Source organism: Alishewanella maricola, from assembly GCF_016343785.1.
Taxonomy (GTDB): domain Bacteria; phylum Pseudomonadota; class Gammaproteobacteria; order Enterobacterales; family Alteromonadaceae; genus Alishewanella; species Alishewanella maricola.
The window spans coordinates 135305-157150 of record NZ_JAEINI020000006.1; the positions used below are offsets into that span (position 1 = coordinate 135305).

19 protein-coding genes are annotated in these 21846 nt (G+C 47.4%); 11 read left to right on the top strand and 8 right to left on the bottom strand.

Going from position 1 to position 21846, the window contains the following annotated elements; genetic code table 11:
* Positions 1–40 precede the first annotated feature (40 nt).
* The 5 genes from ltaE (at position 41) to JAO78_RS11040 (ending at position 4422) form a co-directional block, all read left to right on the top strand.
* Positions 41–1126 (top strand): low-specificity L-threonine aldolase, encoded by a 1086-nt coding sequence (gene ltaE / locus JAO78_RS11020; protein WP_226751406.1) that lies wholly within the window; start codon positions 41–43, stop codon positions 1124–1126.
* Between the two features lie 19 nt (positions 1127–1145).
* On the top strand, positions 1146–2441 hold the full coding sequence (locus tag JAO78_RS11025) for an amidohydrolase (RefSeq protein ID WP_226751407.1): 1296 nt from the start codon (positions 1146–1148) through the stop codon (positions 2439–2441).
* A gap of 17 nt (positions 2442–2458) precedes the next feature.
* Positions 2459–3430: a tetratricopeptide repeat protein gene (locus JAO78_RS11030; protein WP_226751408.1), complete on the top strand. Its 972-nt coding sequence runs from the start codon at positions 2459–2461 to the stop codon at positions 3428–3430.
* On the top strand, positions 3430–3825 hold the full coding sequence (gene gloA2 / locus JAO78_RS11035; RefSeq protein ID WP_226751409.1) for an SMU1112c/YaeR family gloxylase I-like metalloprotein: 396 nt from the start codon (positions 3430–3432) through the stop codon (positions 3823–3825). The genes JAO78_RS11030 and gloA2 overlap by 1 nt, the downstream gene beginning before the upstream one ends.
* 267 nt (positions 3826–4092) lie before the next feature.
* Positions 4093–4422 carry a hypothetical protein gene (locus JAO78_RS11040; RefSeq protein ID WP_226751410.1) on the top strand — a complete coding sequence of 110 codons (330 nt, stop codon included), beginning with the start codon at positions 4093–4095 and terminating at the stop codon, positions 4420–4422.
* Positions 4423–4736: 314 nt separating this feature from the next.
* Here the strand turns inward: JAO78_RS11040 and ppc are convergent, their stop codons facing one another.
* Positions 4737–7367, bottom strand: coding sequence for a phosphoenolpyruvate carboxylase (gene ppc / locus JAO78_RS11045; RefSeq protein ID WP_226751411.1), 2631 nt, complete (start codon positions 7365–7367; stop codon positions 4737–4739).
* Positions 7368–7530: 163 nt separating this feature from the next.
* Here ppc and JAO78_RS11050 point away from each other — a divergent pair, with 163 nt between their 5' ends.
* Positions 7531–8241: a VC0807 family protein gene (locus JAO78_RS11050; protein WP_226751412.1), complete on the top strand. Its 711-nt coding sequence runs from the start codon at positions 7531–7533 to the stop codon at positions 8239–8241.
* Here JAO78_RS11050 and JAO78_RS11055 read toward each other — a convergent pair.
* Both JAO78_RS11055 and JAO78_RS11060 read right to left on the bottom strand, forming a co-directional pair.
* Positions 8232–9077: an ion transporter gene (locus JAO78_RS11055; protein WP_226751413.1), complete on the bottom strand. Its 846-nt coding sequence runs from the start codon at positions 9075–9077 to the stop codon at positions 8232–8234. The two genes, JAO78_RS11050 and JAO78_RS11055, sit on opposite strands and share 10 nt — an antisense overlap.
* A gap of 425 nt (positions 9078–9502) precedes the next feature.
* Positions 9503–10672, bottom strand: a complete 1170-nt coding sequence (locus tag JAO78_RS11060; protein ID WP_226751414.1) for a cystathionine beta-lyase — start codon at positions 10670–10672, stop codon at positions 9503–9505.
* Positions 10673–10831: 159 nt separating this feature from the next.
* On the opposite strand from JAO78_RS11060, the gene JAO78_RS11065 reads away from it, so the two are divergent.
* Positions 10832–13330 (top strand): TonB-dependent receptor plug domain-containing protein, encoded by a 2499-nt coding sequence (locus tag JAO78_RS11065; protein ID WP_226751415.1) that lies wholly within the window; start codon positions 10832–10834, stop codon positions 13328–13330.
* Between the two features lie 61 nt (positions 13331–13391).
* Here JAO78_RS11065 and JAO78_RS11070 read toward each other — a convergent pair whose 3' ends face one another.
* Positions 13392–14171: an EAL domain-containing protein gene (locus JAO78_RS11070; RefSeq protein WP_226751416.1), complete on the bottom strand. Its 780-nt coding sequence runs from the start codon at positions 14169–14171 to the stop codon at positions 13392–13394.
* 85 nt (positions 14172–14256) lie between these two features.
* Positions 14257–14901, bottom strand: a complete 645-nt coding sequence (locus JAO78_RS11075; RefSeq protein ID WP_226751417.1) for a class II aldolase/adducin family protein — start codon at positions 14899–14901, stop codon at positions 14257–14259.
* Between the two features lie 154 nt (positions 14902–15055).
* Here JAO78_RS11075 and ubiD point away from each other — a divergent pair, with 154 nt between their 5' ends.
* The 3 genes from ubiD to fre are packed head-to-tail and all read left to right on the top strand — an operon-like array spanning position 15056 to position 17545.
* Positions 15056–16540, top strand: a complete 1485-nt coding sequence (gene ubiD / locus JAO78_RS11080; RefSeq protein WP_226751418.1) for a 4-hydroxy-3-polyprenylbenzoate decarboxylase — start codon at positions 15056–15058, stop codon at positions 16538–16540.
* The gene (locus tag JAO78_RS11085; protein WP_226751419.1) at positions 16537–16815 is read left to right on the top strand and encodes a 2Fe-2S iron-sulfur cluster-binding protein; all 279 of its coding nucleotides are present in this window, start codon (positions 16537–16539) and stop codon (positions 16813–16815) included. Before ubiD ends, JAO78_RS11085 begins: the two co-directional genes overlap by 4 nt.
* Before the next feature lie 22 nt (positions 16816–16837).
* Positions 16838–17545 (top strand): NAD(P)H-flavin reductase, encoded by a 708-nt coding sequence (fre, locus tag JAO78_RS11090; protein WP_226751420.1) that lies wholly within the window; start codon positions 16838–16840, stop codon positions 17543–17545.
* On the opposite strand, the gene JAO78_RS11095 is transcribed toward fre, so the two are convergent.
* Together JAO78_RS11095 and JAO78_RS11100 are read right to left on the bottom strand one after the other, a co-directional pair.
* Positions 17546–18895 carry an SEL1-like repeat protein gene (locus JAO78_RS11095; RefSeq protein WP_226751421.1) on the bottom strand — a complete coding sequence of 450 codons (1350 nt, stop codon included), beginning with the start codon at positions 18893–18895 and terminating at the stop codon, positions 17546–17548.
* A gap of 58 nt (positions 18896–18953) precedes the next feature.
* Positions 18954–20303, bottom strand: a complete 1350-nt coding sequence (locus JAO78_RS11100) for an SEL1-like repeat protein (protein WP_226751422.1) — start codon at positions 20301–20303, stop codon at positions 18954–18956.
* Between the two features lie 159 nt (positions 20304–20462).
* Here JAO78_RS11100 and JAO78_RS11105 point away from each other — a divergent pair, with 159 nt between their 5' ends.
* Positions 20463–20870 (top strand): acyl-CoA thioesterase, encoded by a 408-nt coding sequence (locus JAO78_RS11105; protein ID WP_226751423.1) that lies wholly within the window; start codon positions 20463–20465, stop codon positions 20868–20870.
* Positions 20871–21031: 161 nt separating this feature from the next.
* Here JAO78_RS11105 and JAO78_RS11110 read toward each other — a convergent pair whose 3' ends face one another.
* Positions 21032–21754, bottom strand: coding sequence for a hypothetical protein (locus tag JAO78_RS11110; RefSeq protein ID WP_226751424.1), 723 nt, complete (start codon positions 21752–21754; stop codon positions 21032–21034).
* Positions 21755–21846 lie beyond the last annotated feature (92 nt).

The window sequence follows — 21846 nt, forward strand, 5'->3', positions numbered from 1 at the left end:
TAGCCTGAACACCAGATGTTAGCCGCAGAGATGAGACCAGATGCCAGATTTTCGCAGTGATACGGTAACCCAACCTTCTGTCGCCATGAAACAGGCGATGCTCAACGCCGCTTTGGGTGATGATGTATTTAATGATGACCCGACTACTATAGCACTGCAACGCTACGCAGCAGATATGCTGGGGTTTGAAGATGCGTTGTTTGCTCCAAGTGGCACGCAAACCAACTTGATTGCCATGATGAGCCATTGCCAGCGCGGCGATGAAGCCATCGTAGGTCAACAATGGCATACTTATAAATGGGAAGCCGGCGGTATGGCGGTGCTCGGTTCAATTCAACCGCAACCAATTGCGCTGCAAGCGGATGGTAGCCTAGCGCTACAAGATATCAGCGATGCTATCAAGCCAGATGATCCACACTTTGCCCGTACGCGCTTGATCGTGATTGAAAACACCATCGGCGGCAAGGTATTGCCGTTACGTTATATGCAGCAAGTGGCCGCGCTAGCGAAAGAAAAAAAACTGCAATGCCATATCGACGGTGCGCGCTTATTTAATGCGGCAGTGGCTTTAGCGCCACAGCATCAACTGAGCCCAACCGCCATGGCTAAAGCCCTGTGCCAGGGGTATGACTCGGTTTCAATTTGTTTATCCAAAGGCTTAGGTGCACCAGTAGGCTCATTATTACTGGGCTCGCAGGCTTTTATCCAGCGCGCTCGGCGTGTACGCAAGATGCTCGGCGGCGGCATGCGCCAAACCGGTATGCTTACCGCCGCGGGCTTATATGCCTTGCAACATAATATTCAGCGTTTGGCAGAGGACCATCATAATGCTGATACGCTCGCGAAAGGGTTACAAGCCTTAAGCTCTCAAGGCTGTTTTGCTGGGCATTTGCAGTTAGATTTACCGCAAACCAATATTGTGTTTACAGATATCACTCCGGCTTTGGCTAATGAGCTGCTTGATTTTCTGGCTAAGCATAACGTCAAACTCACCAGCAGCAATTACGCCAGTGCCAGTGGCAACCTCACGCGCTTGCGCTGGGTCTGTCATTTAGATGTATCAGCAGCAGATATTGCCACGACACTGGATTTATTAAGCCAATTTGCGCATAGTAGATCTCACTAACCTTTCCTGGAGTCTCATCATGATCTTACGCCCCCTTGTGGCCGCCCTGCTAGCCAGCCAATTCGCCTTTATGGCCATGCCACTGCTCGCTGACACCCAACGCATTAGCCCTGAGCTTGAAAAGAAAGTGATTGAATGGCGCCGGGATCTGCACCAGCACCCTGAATTAAGTAACCGCGAATTTCGCACCTCGAAATTGGTTGCCGCACACTTAAAAAAACTCGGTATGACCGTGCAAACCGATATTGCGCATACCGGAGTGGTGGCGATTTTAGACAGTGGTAAGCCCGGCCCCTTACTGGCATTACGCGCTGATATGGATGGTTTGCCGGTTGTCGAACAAACCGACTTACCGTTTCGCTCAGAAGCCAAAGGCGAATATCGCGGTAAAGAAGTGGGCGTAATGCATGCCTGTGGCCACGATTTACATGTGGCAATGCTAATGGGCGCGGCCGAATATCTCTCAAAAAACAAAGCGCAGCTCACCGGTAAAGTGATGTTTATCTTCCAACCGGCAGAGGAAGGCGCACCGGCAGGTGAAGAAGGCGGTGCCGAACTGATGCTAAAAGAAGGCTTGTTTGCTAAAAGCAAACCCGAAGCCATCTTCGGCATTCATGTTTGGTCTGCCGCCAATGTCGGTGTTGTGAAATATCGGCAAGGGCCTTTGATGGCCTCCTCAGATCAATTTCAAATCACCGTTAAAGGTAAGCAAACCCATGGCTCTGCGCCTTGGGCTGGGGTTGACCCGATCGTGGCTGCAGCGCAAATCGTCAATAATGTGCAAACCATTGTCAGCCGCCAAATTAATATTACCCGCGCGCCAGCCGTTGTCAGTTTTGGTATCGTTGAAGGCGGCGTACGCAATAATATTATTCCTGATGAAGTGTATTTAGAAGGCACGATTCGTAACTTTGATATGGGTATTCGCCAACAAATTTTTGGTTTATTAACACAAGCCGCTGAGGCCAGTGCTGCCGTAACCGGTGCCACTGCCGATGTTAAAATCCTCGAAGGTTATCCTGTTACGTTAAATGATCCGGCGCTGACTCGTCGCTCATTGCCAATTTTGCAACAAGTCGCAGGCATAGAAAAAGTTGAAGAAAGCGCCCTAGTGACAGGTGCCGAAGATTTCTCATTTTACGCGTTAGAAACACCGGGTTTATTTGTTTTTCTTGGTGTCACGCCCGAAGGCCAAGACGCGGCTAAAGCACCGGCGAATCATTCACCGTTTTTCTATGCTGATGAAAAAGCGTTAAAAACCGGCACCGAGCTTTATGTAAACTGGGCGTTATCTTACCCTAGCATGCAAGAGTGAACACTTTAAGGAATAGCATGTTTCGCCTTCTTTCCGCCGCCCTGCTGTGCGGCAGCTTTACCCTTGCGGCGCAACAAGATGTGCAGCAACAAGTACAAACGCTGTGGCAAAAACAGGCCTATCAAGAAGCAAAAAGCCTGTTAACGCCCTTGGTGAATGCCAAAACAAAAGACGCGGCCTTATTGGCTGCGCTCGGCCGCACCGAGCTGTCACTGGGCAACGTTGAACTCGCCGAAAAGCTGTTAGCCCGAGCGGTGAAAAACGCCCCTGAGCAGGCACAATATCAATTTTGGTATGGCCAAGCTAACTGCGACAGCGCACAAAAAGCCAGCATGTTCAGTGCACTTAGCGCGGCGAAACGCTGTGCTAAAGCCTTTGCCACGGCAGTAGAACTGGCACCAGACAATGCACAGTATTTACAAGCATTAGCGAAATATTATGCACAGGCACCCGGTATTGCTGGTGGTGATAAAGCGCAAGCGTTACAACTGAGTAAGCAGCTGCAACTTACCTCACCGCTGCAAGGCCAATTACTGGAACTGGAATTGCTACTGCAACTCGATGACCCGGCCGCTGCGCAGGCATTATTAGCCAAGGCAACGGCGCTACAAACTCGACCTGAGCCCTATTTTTTGCAAGGGGTAAAGTTTGCGCAAAGCCGTGATTATGAGGCAGCGATTGAACAGTTTGCCAAAGCCAGTTCACAGCCCGCCGTTGATAAAGAAGCTAGCCGCAGTCGTTTATTGTCGCTGTATCAACTCGGTCGTGCTGCCGCTGTCGGTAAAACCGCAGAGCAACAAGGCATTCGCGCGTTAGAACGCTTTCTTGAAGCAGAAGGCTTGCCCGAATTTCGAGAATGGGCACAGTTTCGCTTAGGCCAACTGTACCTGGCGACAGAACAACGCAGCGCTGCCGAAGCCATACTGAAGCCATTGCAAAACAGCAGCAAAGATAGCACCCTAGTAACCGAAATTAAGAAGATTCTCTAGTGCAGCCACCCAAATTAAATGCGATCCACCATGTGGCGCTGATTGTCAGTGATTATCCGCGCAGCAAAGCCTTTTATACGGAAGTATTGGGTTTAACAATATTGGCCGAAAATTATCGGGCTGCGCGCAGCTCATGGAAATTGGATTTACAGCTGCCAGATGGCAGCCAATTAGAGTTATTTAGCTTTCCAGCGGCCCCCGCCAGACCCAGCCAACCGGAAGCACAAGGCTTACGCCATCTGGCGTTTGCCGTCACCGACCTCGACCATTGGGTCAGTTATTTACAAAGCAACGCTGTTGAAGTCGAAGCCATTCGTGTCGATGAGTTTACCGGCAAACGCTTTACCTTTTTTCCCGATCCCGATGGCTTACCTTTAGAGTTGTATGAACATTAGTGTTCGGCAAAACGCGCTGGCAACAATCTGCAATGTTTTAAAATCAACAATCTAAGCTAAAAGCATTACAAGAAACAATTTACTTTTAAAAAAAACAGATCATGCTAACATCTTGCCAGCTTATTTTGAAATAAGCGAACATGGAGTATGTTAAAAACATGCTGGACAGTGAGTCTAGTGATATTGCGACACCCAGTTAAAGCATAGTCAATATTCAACTGATACCTCAGTTAAAACTTCGCGGATAAACATTAAGAGGGAAATTAAATGCTGAATCTAAAAACATTCGTCGTCATTCTGTTTTTATGTGTTTGTTCATCTTTGGCAACCATGATTATTTCTTGGGAACAGGGTGCCAAATCGATGAGCGTTGAAAAACTCGCTAATGCTTTAATTCTTCATGCAAAAATAAAAGAGCTCAACCCAAGCGCAGAAATACAACAGGCTTTGCAGCAAGAGATTAGTTGTAGCATTGAGCACTATTGGAATATTCATAAAATGTTGAAGTTTTATACTCGGGTATCAGATCATGACAAAGCTTTGCTGGCAAAAGCGCAGCTTTTGACCGATCAGGCTTGCTCTTGGCAAGCTAGCTAAAAGGTTCAGCCAACACAGGTTACAGAAAGGCTGGCATAACGCTGATGAAAAACCGGCACAAAAACGAACACTTGCCCGAAAAAATAGCCGATTTGCTCTCAATAAACCGTTGAAGGCCATAGATAGCAGAACTCATCCATAGAGAAAGCATGTGAACCACTTTGCTGGCTTGAAAAGATGAACCTCATTGCTGAAGTTCATCATCAAGCCACATGGATAATTCATGGCCTATTGATATGAGCAAACCGCGTTGTGCGAAACCCTAAACGCAGTGGTATCACACAAATTGGCCGGTCTTTATCCGCCTATTTTGCTTAACCCGAGTTACGCATCCCTGCCGCGATACCGGCGATAGTGACCATCAGCGCCCGATTACTTTGCGCACTGATTTTCTCCGGATCGTGCCGAGAGCGTTTTAGCAGCTCCACTTGTAAAATATGCAGCGGATCGACATAGGTATTACGCAGCATTATCGACTCACGGATCCAACCTTCTTTAGCCATCAACGTATCACTGTGGATCAACTTTAACAGTAACTTGCGATCCGCCGCCAATTGTTGCCGCAACTCGACACCAAGATGTTGCAGTTCTTTAGGCACTAACACCTGATCATAATAGGCAGCAATTTCTGGATCGGCTTTTAAAAACACCATTTCCAGCATCGACAACCGCGTTGCAAAGAACGGCCATGCTTGCTGCATTTCATCCAGTAAATCGGTTTGCCCAGCCTCAACGGCCAGGGCTAATGCATTACCCGCTCCCAGCCAAGCAGGCAGCATTAAACGATTTTGTGACCAAGCAAAAATCCATGGGATCGCTCTTAAGCTTTCAACGCCACCGGTCGGGTTACGTTTGGCTGGTCGGCTGCCCAGTGGCAACTTACCTAATTCTTGTTCTGGCGTGGCAGCACGGAAATAAGGCACAAAATCTTTATTCTGCCGCACGACAGCCCGATAGGCGTTGCAAGAATCATCGGCTAGCTTACTCATCAGGCTGCGCCAGCTTTCTTTTGGCACAGGCGGTGGTAGCAACATGCCTTCTAATACTGCGCTGGCATACAGGGCCAAACTACGGATGGCTAGCTCAGGCAAACCAAACTTAAAGCGGATCATCTCGCCTTGCTCGGTCACGCGCAACCCCCCAGCTAACGAACCCGGCGGCTGCGATAAAATCGCCGCATGTGCAGGGCCGCCGCCACGGCCGATAGTACCGCCACGGCCATGAAACAGTGTCAGCTTCACGCCATAATCTTTACTCAGCTTCACTAGCGCTTCTTGCGCACTGTATTGAGCCCACGCGGCCGCGAACACACCGGCATCTTTAGCCGAGTCAGAGTAACCGATCATCACCTCTTGGCGACCATTAATATAACCGCGATACCAATCAATACTGAGCAATTGCCGCATACAATCGGGCGCGTTTTGTAAATCACTTAAGGTTTCAAACAGCGGTGCGACTGGCATAGCAAAGCTACTACCGGCTTCTTGCAACAGTAATTGTACTGCCAGCACATCGGAGGGTTTACCCGCCATTGAGATCACATAGGTACTGAGTGCTTCGTTACCATGGCGCGCCACGATATCGCAGGTATCCAGCACTTCTTGAACGTCGGCGGAGGGTTGCCAGTTTTTCGGAAATAACGGTCGTTTATTTGCCAGTTCTCGCAATAAAAATGCTTGCCGATCCGTTTCAGTCCAAGCGCTATAATCACCTAAGCCTAAGTAACGGGTGAGTTCAGCAAAAACATCAGCATGACGCGCGGCATCTTGGCGAATATCTAATTTCAGTAACGTTAAGCCAAAAGCATAGGCGCGGCGCAGCGTATCGGTTAAGCGACCTTGTGCAATTAATTGCATGCCACTTTGCTGTAATGATTCAAAGCACAGTAATAACGGCTCAAGCAACTGCTGGTTATGCCAAATTAAATCAGCCGGCCGCTGTAAGCGATCATGTTTTAACGCCTCAGTTAACCAATCTCGGGTGGTGATCAGTTGTTGGCGTAACTTGTTAAGTACCGCACGATAGGGTTCGGATGCCTGTTCACTGGCGTCGAGTAGCGCCGCAGAGCCCGTATTCATCGATAACTCGGTAGACAGTAAATCTAAGTCTCGAATAAACAAATCTGCCGCTTTCCAGCGACTCAGTAATAACACCTGACGGGTTACTTTGGAGGTAACAAAAGGATTACCATCGCGATCGCCGCCCATCCAAGAAGAAAAACGCACGGGTGCGGCATCAAGCGGTAAGCCAGTGCCAAGATCACGACGTAAATCGGCATCAAGTTCACGTAAAAAGTCAGGAATAGCTTGCCACAACGAACTTTCAATGACTGCAAAGCCCGATTTCGCTTCATCAACCGGAGTTGGCCGCTGCTCACGAATTTCATTGGTATGCCAAGCTTGGCTAATTAACTCGGTTAAACGCAGTTGTAATTGCTGTTGTTGCCAATCGGTTTGCGGATGCTCTAACTGCGCTAAGCAGGCAGCAATTTCGGTCAGTTTATGAATCAGGGTACGCCGCGCCACTTCAGTAGGATGCGCCGTTAGCACCAACTCAATAGATAACTCACGTACGGCTTGTTGAATGTCGCCCTTGGCGATAGCGGTGTCTTTTAAGCGTTGAAACAACTCCGTTAACGGTTCCGGCTTTTCAATGCTGCTGCGCCCTGCCGCGCTGATACTAAAATGTTGCTCGGCGAGGTTAGCTAAATTTAAAAACTGCGCGAAAGCCCGAGCGACTGGCAGTAATTCATCATCACTGAGTGCCGTGAGTACTTGGCGTAGCTGCTCGGCTTGCTGGCTATTGCCTTGGCGCGCTTCTTTAGACAGCTGGCGGATCTCTTCCACTCGTGCCAATACCGCATCACCAAGATGCTGGCGTAAGGTCTCACCCAACTCCGTACCTAATAACCCGACATTCGCCCTAAGGGCGGCGTATTGATCCATTTCAGTGCTCCACTGCGTTTAGAATTAATACACCCTAGCCTGTTCTGCGTTGGTACTCAACTATGATTGCTTACCAACTGGGCAACAACTGTGCATAGGCGATAACTTGGGTTCTTGCTATACTGCGCTTAACGGTATTTTACGACTTTTAATACGGTATCTTATGACTTCGGAAACACGTCCTACCCCAGCAAAAAAATCGACAGGTCTCATCAGTAACCTACTGCTAAACGTGGTGATCCCTGCGATTATCCTGAGTAAATTCAGCGGTGAAGAATACCTTGGCCCCGTCTGGGGTATTGTGGTTGCACTGGCTTTTCCTATTGGTTTTGGTATTTGGGATTTACGCCAAGCCGGTAAGGTTAATTTCTTTTCGGTGCTCGGTGTTATCAGTGTGTTATTAACGGGCGGCATTGCTCTTCTGCAACTTGATGCCGCTTATATCGCCATTAAAGAAGCCGCGATCCCCGGCGCTTTAGGCTTAGCGGTTTTGATTAGCCAATACACACCCTATCCGTTGGTGAAAAAGTTTTTATTGAATGGCGAGTTGTTGGATAACGATAAGCTTTATGCGGCCTTGGATGCACAACAACAACGCGCACAATTTGAAAAGAAAATGGCAATAGCCGGTTATTTAGTGGCGAGCTCGTTCTTTTTATCGTCGGCACTTAATTATATTTTGGCCAAGGTGATCTTGGTTAGCCCTCCTGGCAGCACCGCCTTTAATGAAGAGCTGGGCACGATGACGTGGCTAAGTTACCCCGTTATCGTTTTGCCCAGTATGTTGGTATTATTTTTTGCAATGTGGTTTATGTTTAGCAGTATTAGCAAGCTGACAGGCCAAGAACTCGACACCTTTATGCATCAACCTTGATCCGATTTAGCTGCAGGCGGCAGCTGCGCGCGTAACGCCGCTAACTCTGCCTGCAACTGCTGCATCTGCGCCACAAGATCCTGTTGTAATTGCTGTTGGGCATCGATTTCGTCTTTGTGCTCTTCATCATGCATGCTTTGTACGGCATTGACGATCACGGCAATAAACAAGTTCAACATAGTAAAAGTGGCGATCAGAATAAAAGGCACAAAGAACGCCCAAGCATAGGGGAACTGCTCCATCACCGGCCGCGAGATCCCCATCGACCAGCTTTCTAGCGTCATCACCTGAAATAACGTATATAAGGTGGCTCCAAGGCTGCCGAACCACTCGGGGAACGCTTCACCAAATAGCTTCGTCGCCATGACCGCAGACACGTAGTACACCAAGCCCAGCACCATCGCAATCGACAGCATACCGTTTAACGATTGCACTAGCGCACCCACAATTTTCTTCATCGACGGTACAAAGGTCAGTACGCGCAGTACCCGCAATACACGCAGGGCACGCAATACCGCAAAAGGCCCGCTCGCAGGCACTAAGGCAATGGCCACTACGGAAAAATCAAATAAACTCCAGGCATCTTTAAAAAACGCCAAACGATGAGCGTAAATGCGCAGCGCAATTTCGATGACAAAGACGGCAAGAATACACTTGTCGAGCAGCATTAATGGTGGGCCAAATGCGGCCATCACTGCACTGGATGTTTCTAAACCTAAAATTGCCGCATTAATTAAGATCAATGCCAATAAGGTGCGTTGCACCAGATTTTTATTTAACCAGGTCGCAACCTGTTGCTGCATGCTGACGCCTGCTGAGCGGGTAACTTCTGCCATAACAGCCTCCATAAAGATCAAGGCGCTATTGTAGAAGAACCATAGAACAGGTCAATGCATTGCGAACGTTATAGCGTTGCAATAGCTAAGATAACTCCTTGCGGGCAGCACGGCATAATCAAACAGCTTATTCTGCTTTTGTGCAAAACAGTTCGGTGCGATTGCGACCATGGCTTTTGGCTTGATACAGCGCTTGGTCGGCCGTTTTTATCAGCTAAAACAAAACACGCTGCTTACCGTCATTGCTACTTTCCCCCAATACTGGTTGTAATGGTCAGGTGTGGCTGATCGTGATTGGGGCATTGATATCAGGCAGCGATAATATAATGTGCTACTTGCGTTGCCGTTAAACTAACGCTGCCTTTAAACGTTTGCCATGCTCTTTAAACACCAAGCGCACCAACGTAGGGTATTGCGGTGTAAGTTTAAGCCAACGCCATTCGCGCAAATGCCTGTTCCAGATCAGCCAATAAATCTTCTGGATCTTCTAAACCAATATGTAAGCGCAATAAAGGCCCAGCATAGGGCCAATGAGTCACCGAACGAAGCGCTTGCACATTAGGCACCGCAGTAATCAAGCTCTCATAGCCGCCCCATGAGAAACCCATTTTAAAATGCTGCATACCTTCAATAAAGGCTTGCACCTGCGCAGCACTGCCCTGTTTCAATACAAAAGAAAACAAACCATTGCTACCGTTGAAGTCGCGCTGAAAAAACGGATGCCCTGGATGCTCAGGAAAAGCAGGATGGCGCACTGTTTCCACTTCTGGACGCTGTGCTAACCACTCTGCCACTTCTAAAGCATTTTTTTCGTGTTGCTTTAAACGCACGCCCAACGTACGCAAACCACGGCTTGCTTGATATACATCATCTGGCGAAGCGCAATAACCTAACAAATAACTCTGCTCACGTAGTTGCGGCCAATGCTGTTCATTCGCGCTCGCTGTGCCTAACATCACATCTGAATGACCAATGATATATTTGGTGGCAGCTTGAATAGAAATATCCACACCAAGCTCAAACGGCCGACATAAGATCGGCGAAGCCCAAGTGTTATCTAGCATAGTGATAATATTATGCGCCTTTGCAACCTGACAAATTGCCGGTATGTCTTGCACTTCCATGGTCAACGAACCTGGTGATTCTAAAAAGATTACCTTCGTGTTCGGACGAATTAAGGTCTTAATCTCGGCACCCAACAAGGGATCGTAATAGCTGGTTTCAATTCCTAAACCGGCGAGCACTTTTTCACATAACCCTCGTGTTGGCTCATACGCGGTATCAACCATCAACAAGTGATCGCCTGCTTTTAAAAACGCCAATAAAGCGCCACTGATTGCTGCGGCACCGCAAGGATATAAAGCACAACCGGCCCCACCTTCTAACTCACACATGGCTTCTTGAAATGCAAAATGTGTAGCCGTGCCACGCCGACCATAATACGGCACAGCGTTACCTTTATTTTTACTGGCGTTTTTAAGCTCTTCCATGGTCTCAAACACAATCGTTGAAGCACGTACGATAGGCGGATTAACCGCACTGCCAGTCCACTTTTTGCCACGACCTGCATGAATTAACTGGGTATTCTTTTTCATGTATTGCTCCAACGTTTCCCAAAGGCGAAAAGACTTCTAGAAGTCTGCTTTATACTATGTCATTATTTTGCCGCTGCAGGCAATGTTTAATTCTGTTACACGTTTGACACCAGCAAGTTCAGCAACTAGATTCAAAAAAATAACAAAGGGATAACTCACATGCACCAAATAAAACCGCATCCTATTGCGTTAGCTATTACCTTAGCGTTGTTTACACCGCTAACAATGGCGCAACAAAGCAATACCAGCGAAAACGATGAAAAAGCAGAAAAAATTGAGCAGATTATTGTTACGGGTACTCGGGTTGCCGGTCGTTCGGTGTCTGATACTGCCGTGCCAATCGATATTATCAGCGCAGAAAATTTAACTCGAGCAGGTTCAACCGAACTGAATCAAGTTCTATCAACCGCGCTACCGTCTTTTAACTTTCCGCGTCCAGGCTTAAGCGATGGTACTGATACCGTGCGCCCAGCTACTTTACGTGGTTTAGGGCCAGATCAGTCTCTGGTGCTTGTTAACTCAAAGCGCCGCCATTCCGCTGCCTTGGTTAACGTAAACGGTACCGTGGGCCGTGGCTCTTCTGCCGTTGATTTAAATACCATTCCTACCGCAGCGATTAATTCAGTTGAAGTATTACGTGATGGTGCTTCAGCCCAGTATGGCTCAGATGCCATTGCCGGGGTATTAAACATTCGTTTACGCGAAGCGAGTGAAGGCGGTAACTTTACCTCGTCTTATGGCTGGCGTGAAACCAGCTACACCACGCCAACAACACCAACCCCAACAGGCGCCACTTGGAGTGCACCGGCGAATCTTGAGCGTAGTCGTACTGACGGTGAAACGCTAACCTTAAGCGGCTGGCGTGGTTTTGAACTTGGCAAAGATGCTTTCCTCACCGTATCTGCAGAATACAAAGACGCCGAACGCACAGAGCGTGGCGGCTGGGATTATCGTCAACAGTATCCGTTGGTCAATGGCCAATATGATACACGTGAAACCTACTTCAACCGCTTCAGTGCTTGGTATGGTGAGCCTGAATTATCGCAATTTACCTTGTTTGCTAATGCCGGTAAAACCTTAGATAACGGTAAAATTTATGCTTGGTTAAGCTACCAAGATCGTGAAGCGCGTTCAGGCGGTTTCTATCGCCCAGCCAACGATTCCCGCAACATTCTGGCGATCTACCCAGATGGTTTCTTACCTATTATTGCACCCGATGTAACGGATGCCAGTGCTGCTGTAGGTTATGAATTTGATGTGGGCGAGTGGACCGTTGATACGTCTTTAGTTTGGGGCCAAAACCGTATGGCCTTCACTATTGAAAACACCTTAAACCGCTCAATCGGCCCAACCAGCAAAACCGAGTTTGATGCTGGTGGCTTCCGTTATGGCCAAACCGTGTTTAACTTATCTGGTGTGCGCTCAATTAATGTCGATGCGTTAGCTTCGCCGTTAAACATTGCTACCGGGATTGAATTACGCCGTGAACGTTACGGTATTTTCGCCGGTGAACCTGATTCATGGCGCAATGGCGGCGAACTGTTAAATGGTAACCCAACGGCTTCTGGCGCGCAGGTGTTCCCCGGCTTCCGCCCGTCTAACGAAGTGCGTGAAACACGTCGTGCTGTTGGTGCTTATGTCGATTTAGAAGCGAATATCACGGATAACATGCTGGGCTCAGTGGCGCTGCGCGCTGAAGATTATTCTGATTTTGGCAGTAATGTTACCGGTAAAGCTGCGTTACGCTACGATTTTACCGATGACTTTGGTATTCGTGGTTCATTACAAAACGGTTTCCGTGCCCCATCGCTACAGCAACAAAACTTTACTGCTACCTCGACTAACTTTATCAACGGTGTACCCTTTGATATCACGACTTTCCCGGTAAGCAACCCGGTTGCGCAAGCGTTAGGTGCCAAACCGTTAGATGCTGAAGAGTCAGTAAACTACTCATTAGGCGCCGTATTTAACGTGAGCGGTGTTTCTATCACGGTAGATGGTTATCGCATTGATATCGATGATCGTATCGTGTTATCAGAAAACTTAACCCAAACTAACGTGCGCGATTATTTAAGCTCGCAAGGCTTTATCGGTATCGGTGGTGGTCGTTTCTTTATCAATGGTGTAGATACCGAAACACAAGGTGTGGATGTTGTTATTAACTGGTCAACACCAACTGAAGATTTTGGTTTGTTCAGCTTTACGGTGGTCGGTAATATTAACGAAACGAAAGTCACCGCAGTACCAGCAACCGCAGAGTTGTCAGCACTTGATCCAGCGCCAACATTATTTGGTCGTGTTAACGTACTGACGTTTGAAAAAGGCGCACCCAAAGATAAATTTGGTGCCACGGTAAACTGGAGTTATGACAACTTCAGCGCGACCTTTAAAGCAACTCGTTACGGTGAGGTATTATCACCGGGCACTACTGCAGCCACTGATCTGACATTAAGTCCGAAAGTCTTGATGGATTTGGAAGGCCGCTATGACTTTAACGATAGTTGGACCGTGGCAGTGGGTGCTGATAACATCTTTGATGAATATCCAGATGCTAACCCCATTAACTTAAATACCACAGGCGCTACCTCGTTCTCGAACTATTCACCGTTCGGACGTTCAGGCCGCTTAGTGTATGGCCGAGTATCTTATAACTTCTAAGTTACCGCTAAAATAAACAAGGCGCCTTAAGGCGCCTTGTTTTTTGTTTTGGGTTATACGTTTAATTTAATGCTTTCATCCCTGTTAAGCCTTCTAGCGGTGTCAGCGCTTCTAAAGCCGGCTTGGCAAAATAATATCCTTGAAACAAGCGCACACCAATACCCACTAAGTAATCTAATTCTTCTTTTGTTTCAATGCCTTCAGCTAACACCTTGGTACCTTGCAACTCGCATTGCTCAATTGTTTTGGCCACAATAAATTGTTTTGCGCAGTTAAGGTGAATATTCCGGATCAGTTCCATATCTAGCTTTAATAAGTGAGGTCTTAACTCAATTAGCCAATCTAATGTTGCAAAACCCGAACCGTAATCATCAATCGCAGTTTGAAAGCCACGTTTAGCATAACTGCGAAAAATGCGATTCAAATGCGCTTTATCTGGGATCTGCTCACCTTCAGTCACTTCAAAAATTAGCTTGGTTAAATCAAAGCCATAGAGATCGGCTGCTTCAATGGTGGCTTTAATACAGGTTTCTGGGTTATACACCGCGTTCGGCAAAAAGTTAATATTCAAATAGGTACTGCATTTTAGACGCGCAGCGGTTTCAATGGCTTTTACCCGACAAGCCTGATCAAAGTAATATTTATTGCTATCGTTTATCCGAGAGAAAACCCAACCTGCACCTTCACCGTTTGGCCCGCGTACCAGCGCTTCGTAAGCAACAATCTGCTGCGTGTGCCAATCGATAATCGGTTGAAATGCCATACGGATTTCAAAACCCAAATCTTGACCACTTAAACAATCTTGGCAGCTCTGTTGTTTAACTGAATCGGGAAACTGCATAAAATGCGCTCTCTATTGGGAGTAAAAATGAGACAAAATAACATTATTGGATTGTGACTGCTTTTTGATAATTTATCAAAGACAATCACCGATTTGGTGTCGCACCCAGCGCCAGCGCAGCCGCATAATAACGCATTAGAATTTGAAAGCTGGTTTCAGCATTCTTGCCAAAGGTCACCACACCATCTTCATGCCCTGCCATAGTGAAGATACCTTGTGCCGCGGCCTCACTTTGTTGAAACAAGCGGGATACTTCCTCCGCCATCGCCACAGTACCGTAAGGCACTTGCGCAGCCGTTTGCGCTAACGCTAGTGCATCTGCATGCTGCCAAATCGCCGGGCAATGCGCATGAATAATAAAATTAACCTGTGGCAGTAACTGATAAAGCTGGCCATGTGTCATCGCTTCAGAAGAGGGTTTAGTTACGCCCTGTGCGCTAATTCGGTTTAATTCCGGTTGACAAGCGGTGACCAGCGCGTAATCTGCTGCGCTTAACTGCAGCTTACCACCCGTTTGCGTGCCACTGATGATAAAGTGTACACCGCCTGCGACCCGCTGACTAATATTCCCAAAACCATAATTATCATAGCGCTCAGGATGCTGCCCTAACATGCCCGTTTGTACACAAAGCGTACGCCACGCATTTAACTCGGTAATATCTATGTTGGCAGGTAATGGCGCAGCTTGATAAAACAATTGAAATTTTATAACCCCTTCTTGCTCTTGCATCGTATAACCCGTCGAAATGTGTTAACAACAGTATAAGTCGCGTCAGCAGCGATGCCAGCCGCATAGCAGGCTAAAACTGGCAGTCGTCCAGTAGAAATGTATAATAGTCGCAAGATGAGGCACCGTCTTACGCTGTCATTGATGAAGGCAACCAATGAAATATAAAGATTTACGTGATTTTATCGCGCAGTTAGAACAACGTGGTGAATTAATTCGCATCAAGCAGCCTGTCGATCCGGTATTGGAAATGACTGAAATTGCCGACCGTACTCTGCGTGGCGGTGGCCCAGCGTTATTGTTTGAAAACCCAAAAGGGTATTCGATCCCAGTATTAGCCAACCTATTTGGTACACCTCAGCGGGTGGCTTTGGGTATGGGCCAAGAAGATGTGGCGGCCTTACGTGAAGTCGGTAAATTGTTGGCTTTTTTAAAAGAACCCGAGCCACCAAAAGGGCTGAAAGATGCCTTTAGTAAATTGCCTATTTTCAAACAAGTTCTAAATATGTCGGTCAAACAGGTGAAAAAAGCCGTTTGCCAACAAGTCGTACTTAGTGGTGATGAGGTCGATTTGACCCAGTTGCCCGTTATGACTTGCTGGCCGGGCGATGCCGCCCCCCTGATTACCTGGGGTCTTACCGTAACCAAAGGACCGCATAAAGACCGCCAAAACTTGGGTATTTATCGTCAACAAGTGCTGGGCAAAAACAAGCTGATTATGCGCTGGTTATCGCATCGTGGCGGCGCTTTAGATTTCTTTGAATGGCAAAAAGCTCACCCGGGTAAACCCTTCCCGGTGTCGGTAGCTCTGGGCGCCGATCCGGCCACCATTTTAGGTGCTGTTACGCCTGTACCTGATACGCTGTCTGAATATGGTTTTGCCGGATTATTACGTGGTGATAACACCGAAGTGGTTAAATGCGTTAGTAACGACTTGCAGGTGCCGGCCAGCGCTGAATTTGTGCTTGAAGGCTACATTGAAGCGGGTGAAATGGCGCCCGAAGGGCCTTACGGGGATCACACGGGTTATTACAATGAAGTCGATAACTTCCCAGTATTTACTGTAACGCATATTACACACCGTAAAGATCCGATTTATCACAGTACTTACACCGGCCGTCCACCAGATGAACCGGCTATCTTGGGCGTCGCACTGAACGAAGTGTTCGTGCCCATTTTGCAAAAACAATTTCCGGAAATTACCGACTTTTACTTACCCCCTGAAGGATGCTCGTACCGTTTAGCCGTTGTCACGATGAAAAAACAGTATCCTGGCCATGCCAAACGCGTAATGATGGGTGTGTGGTCGTTCTTGCGCCAGTTTATGTATACTAAATTTGTGATTGTCTGCGATGACGATATCAATGCCCGCGATTGGCAAGATGTGATTTGGGCCATTACCACCCGTATGGACCCCGCGCGCGATACCACGCTGATTGAAAACACGCCGATCGACTATCTTGATTTTGCTTCACCTGTATCGGGATTAGGGTCAAAAATGGGTATGGACGCCACCAATAAATGGCCAGGTGAAACCACTCGTGAATGGGGCGAGCCAATTGTGATGTCTGACGAAATTAAGCAGCGGGTTGATAGTTTATGGCCAAGCCTGGGCATCACGTTACCCGCGGCCAAACCATGAGCCATAAGGTCACGGTACTGCCAGCGCAGTTAAGTTTCGAAGTGCTGCCTGAAGAAACTATTCTGCAGGCCGCGCTGCGCCAGGGTATTGATTTTCCTTATCGATGCCAGCAGGGCGTATGCACCAGTTGCGTGTGTAAACTACGTGACGGTAACGTGAGCTATATCGAGCCAAGCCCATTAACGGACGTTGACCGTCAGCAGCGATTTGTTTACTGTTGCGTGGCTTATGCCCAGTCCGATCTGCAACTACACCACCCTTTTATACGCGGTTAACCCCGCTTAACATGAGATGTTTATGAACGCTATTGCTTGTCAGGTTGTTGCCATTGAAGCTCTTACTCACGTTGTCAGTAAAGTTGTACTCGCGCCAGCTGCGCCCGTTAACTTTATTGCCGGTCAATACTTACAACTGTGTCTGACCGCAACAGATAAAAGACCTTTCTCTATCGCCAGCACCCCAGAACAGCCGTTGTTGGAATTGCACATTGGCGCGGCAGCGGGAGATAACTGGTCTGGCGCAGCGTTAACTCATCTACAGCAACAATTTGCTGCCGGTGAGCCGGTTCAAGTTGAAGTCGGTCTGGGTCATGCCGCTTGGCAAGCGAACAGTGATCGTCCCATCGTGTTATTAGCCGGTGGCACCGGGTTCTCTTATGTACACAGTATTGCCTTGGCAATCGCGGCTGCGAAAAAAGACATCCCGGTATTATTGTACTGGGGTGTGAAAAGCGAAGACGCCTTGTATTACCAGACCGAATTGGCAAGTTGGGCAGCCAGCAATCGTAAATATCAGGTGATTCCGGTGGTGCAAGAGCCTAGCGCACAATGGCAAGGCCGCCGCGGCTTAGTGCATGAAGCCGTGTTGCAAGATATTGTGTCTCTTGAAGCCTACGACATTTATATGGCAGGCCCCTTTGCAATGGCAGGGGTGGCTCGCGAGGCTTTTATCGCGCAAGGCGGCCATCGCGAGCACATGTTTGCTGATGCGTTTGCTTATATCTAACTATAAACTTAATATTTGTAATAGTTCAGTCGCAGGCTTGTAACCTGCGGCTTGCGCTTGCTCTAGCAGGGCTTTAGCTTCGGTCTTCTCTCCATCTAACCATAAACGTGCGCCATGCCAAGCCGCCGCCAACGGATCTTGCTGTTGAATAAGATAGAACTGCCAATCTTCGCGCTTCGCGCCTAATATACGCTGTGCTCGACGATCGCCATTTGTCGCGGCTGTACGCCACCAATACTCTGCCGTTAACTGCTCATGCACTGGCACATATTGCTGTATCAAAATAGTCGGGCGATTCACTAAGCGACTAAAAGTGCGTTCTTGTTTGGTGCTGTTACTGAGTCGAAAAATGCCTTCTTTGCCGCCACGAATGCGCATGCCCAGCAACGTCTCTGCCTCGGGTGCAATAAGTTCATCGCTTTGCAACACACGCTCGATTTCGCCTTTTGCATTGGTTTGCACTGTTACTTCGCCATCAAATGCCTCAATATTAATTTTCAGTTTTCTACTGTCAAACCAAGTTGTTAAATCCAGCTTATCGCCAGGCTCCGACAAATCTTTATCTACATAAACTAAAGCACCCGACACCATAGAAATCACATTTAGCGCGCTACCCAACGTTTCTTGATGCCGAGCAGAGCCCGCTTGTGCATAAGTCCAGAGGTTATTTTGATTAACAATCCTATTCGCGCTGCCAGCATCCATCACGCCGGCTATCCAAAAATTTAACTGTACCGACATTAAATGCGGACGACCGGTCGCTGCATATTCCCAGCGACGCAGCTCGCGCATAGCGTGAAAATCATAAGCACCAACCGGAAAACTATCTAATACATCAACAACCTGTACCCTTCCCGTACCATCTACTAAATACTGTAATACGATAAAACCAAACGGATTCTTTCTGGTGACTTCTTCCGGGATTATCGGCATCGGCGTATTAATGGCGGCCGGAGGCTGCTCTTTACTGAGACGGTAAGGTTGCGCATCCTGTTTAATAATGACCGCAGCAAAAGCTTTAGCTGCCGCAGCGTCGGCTTGCAGACGCTCATCGCTGCTCGCCTCGGCATACACACGTTGCACGATAGCGCTAGCATCTGGATGCTGTAATTTTTCTGCTAGTAAAAAATAGCTTAATGCTTCTACCCGATTAATCTCTTGTCCTTCACCATAATAAGCCATCACACCTAGATTAAAGGCTGCATCGGGATTACCTAGTGGTAGTAGCGTAATAAAGCCCGCTTTTGCCTCGCTATATTTTTTATTTTCGTAGGCTTGTAAAGACACCAGCAAATCCGCTTGCACGGCGAAGGTTGTCAGCATCAGCAATACGAGTGTTATAAAACGCATTCTATCTTCCTTAGTTTTCACTATTTCTCAATTAGCGTGGTTTGAATAGCTAAGCGCACTACAAACTTAAGGCTTGTAATAACTCGCTCGCTGGCTTGTAACCTGCGGCTTGCGCTTGCTCTAATAGCGCTTTACCCTCTGCGGCTTCGCCATCTAACCATAAACGTGCACCATGCCAGGCCGTCGCGAGCGGATCTTGCTGTTGAATAAGATAGAACTGCCAATCTTCGCGTTGCGCACCTAAAATACGCTGTGCTCGGCGATCACCATTTGCAGCCGCGGTTTTCCACCAGTAACCCGCTGTCAACTCTTGATGAACGGCATGATATTGTTCAACCAAAATGCTGTTTTTCTTACTAACACGGCTAAACGAACGATCTTGCGATAAACTATTACTTAACCGGAAAAAGCCACTATTAGCACCACGGATCCGCATTCCCTGCAGTGTTTCTGCCGCGGGATGAGTTAACTCACTGGCATCCAACAATCGAACAATTTCACCTTTTTCGTTAGTTGCTACGCTGACTGATCCGGCCAAACCCGGGATGTTGATATCAAATTTTCTGCTTTCAAACCATGCCGAAACATCTGGTTCATTGGCTGGTGCGGGCAAATCTTCGTCAATATACACTTCAGCACCTGACACCATCGAAACTAAATTTATTACGCTGCCTAGCATTTCTTGATGCTTACTCGAGCCCAGTTGCGCATAAGACCATAAATTTTGCCCCTTGATAATCTGATTAGCAGAACGCGCATTCATTGAACCTGTGGCCCAAAAACTCAGACGTACCGACATCAAATGGGCTTTACCGGTTGCTTCATATTGCCAACGCCCCATAGTGCGGAAAACATAAGGATCAAAAGCCCCTTCTGGGAAGCCATCTACGGCATCGGCAACTTTTACCCGCCCTTCACCATCCACTAAAAACTGTACCACGACATAACCAAATGGATGCTTTCTGGTGACATCATTGGGAATATCGGGCATTGGTGTGGATATTTCAGCTGGTGGTTGCTCTTTACTTAACTGATAACGCTGAGCATTTTTTTTGATAAACACTCCCGCTAACGCTTTAGCTGCCGCTTCTTCTGCACCAGCTCGCTGTGCTGTGCTTGCTTCTTCATAAATACGCTTAACAATGCCTCCAGCTTGTTCATGCTCTAATTGTTCTGCAAGTAAAAAATAAGTTAAGGCCTGTTCGAGATCAACTTCCTGACCTTCACCATAATATGCCATCACACCAAGGTTAAAAGCGGCATTGGCATTACCTAAGGGTAATAAATTAGTGAAACCTGTTTTTGCAACAGCGTATTGTTTATTTTCATATGCTTGCAAAGCGCTCAGCCAATCAGCCCGCACTCCAAAGCTGAGTAGCAATAATCCTAGTACTAAAATTAATCGCATCGATTCATCCTTAACATATAAGCGTTTTATTTATGAAGCAGTTATCAGCATATTAACAAAGGCGTGTTAAGCGTCAACTATTAAAACATAATGGTCACTGGCAGCGGTGTACGAACTATGCCAAAATCAGAGCAAATACACTAAAAATAGGTGCTATGGATGCAACATAAAACAGTGATTAAAGTTCGGGGATATCATTTAGATATTTATCAACATGTAAACAACGCCCGCTATTTAGAGTTTTTAGAAGAAGCCCGTTGGGGGTATTTAGAAGACACTGGTGATATACAGTGGTTTAGCCAACACAATTTGGCCTGGGTAATTGTCAATATCAATATTAACTACCGCGTGGCAGCGACCATGGGCCAAACCCTAGAAGTGTATACACGTTTTAGTAAAGTGGGAGGCAAGAGCGCGGTGGTCACTCAGGAAGTTCGGATAGCCGGTTACGACGCTATTGCGGCAGATGCTCAAGTGACATTCGTTTGCCTGGATCAAAAAACCGGTAAAGCGGTAGCCATTGAGGGTGATCTGCGCCAGCGTCTAGAGCAGCATTTAGCAGAGTAAATTGTCAGCTGGCTTGCCCTTATCAATTATTCCGCAATGATCTCAGGCAAGCCACTAACTCGAAATTAGCTTTAGTCGATGATGATAAGCAATGATTGTGGCTGATACTCGCTATAGCGCCCCAAGTTAATATCGTTTTGTGCTTATAAGGTTCAGCGTGATTAACGGCTTAACCACTTGGCCATGGTTTGACGAAACAACAGCGCATCATCACTCTCTTTGCAAGGTGCGCCCTTAGCTTGCATCATTTGTTCAAAGCCACTTAGTTGTGGATCGACGATTAAACAGTTGTCACCGAGCTTCACCAATTGCTGGCCATCATTATAAGTAAATAACACGGCTTTTTCTGGATTGGCACTGGCTTGCTGATGTTGTTGGGCTACCGTTATCCTGGGTTGCAGCTGCTGTTGCTGCCATTGTTGATAGCTCGCGTCAGCGGCTTGTGCTAACGCTTGCTGATTAGGCTGCGCTAATTGCTTTAAACTACGCTCAGCTAAGCTGGACCTTGGCGTAATAGGCAAGGAGATAATGTCGCTTGAGGCTAACACTGGCTCGTTCTGCCGCGCTTTGCTAACGATTGTAGCACTGACTTCAAGCGGCTTGATGGAATGATTAATGTGGCTAGCTGCAGCCTGTTTTGCTGCGATCTTATCTGCATGAGCCAAAGGTTCCTTTACTGGACGCTCTACTTTCATTTCTGCAACAGGCTCTGGCGATTTAATTGCTGGTTGATAAAGAAAGGTGCGGATCGGCTCGGCTTGTGGCAAAGCAACCGGTTTTTGTAGCGTGGTGTGTAATAACAAAACTAACACGAGGCTGTGCAACAATAATGCCCAAGCAAAGGCTGCTGCATATTCCCGAAATAGCTGTTTTAGTTTAACCATTAAGCAGAGTTCACTCACATAACCAGGTTACTGCTGGCCTCAAGATAAAGTGTTCTGTTTAGATAAGCTCACCGTCGTTTAGTTGCATTAAG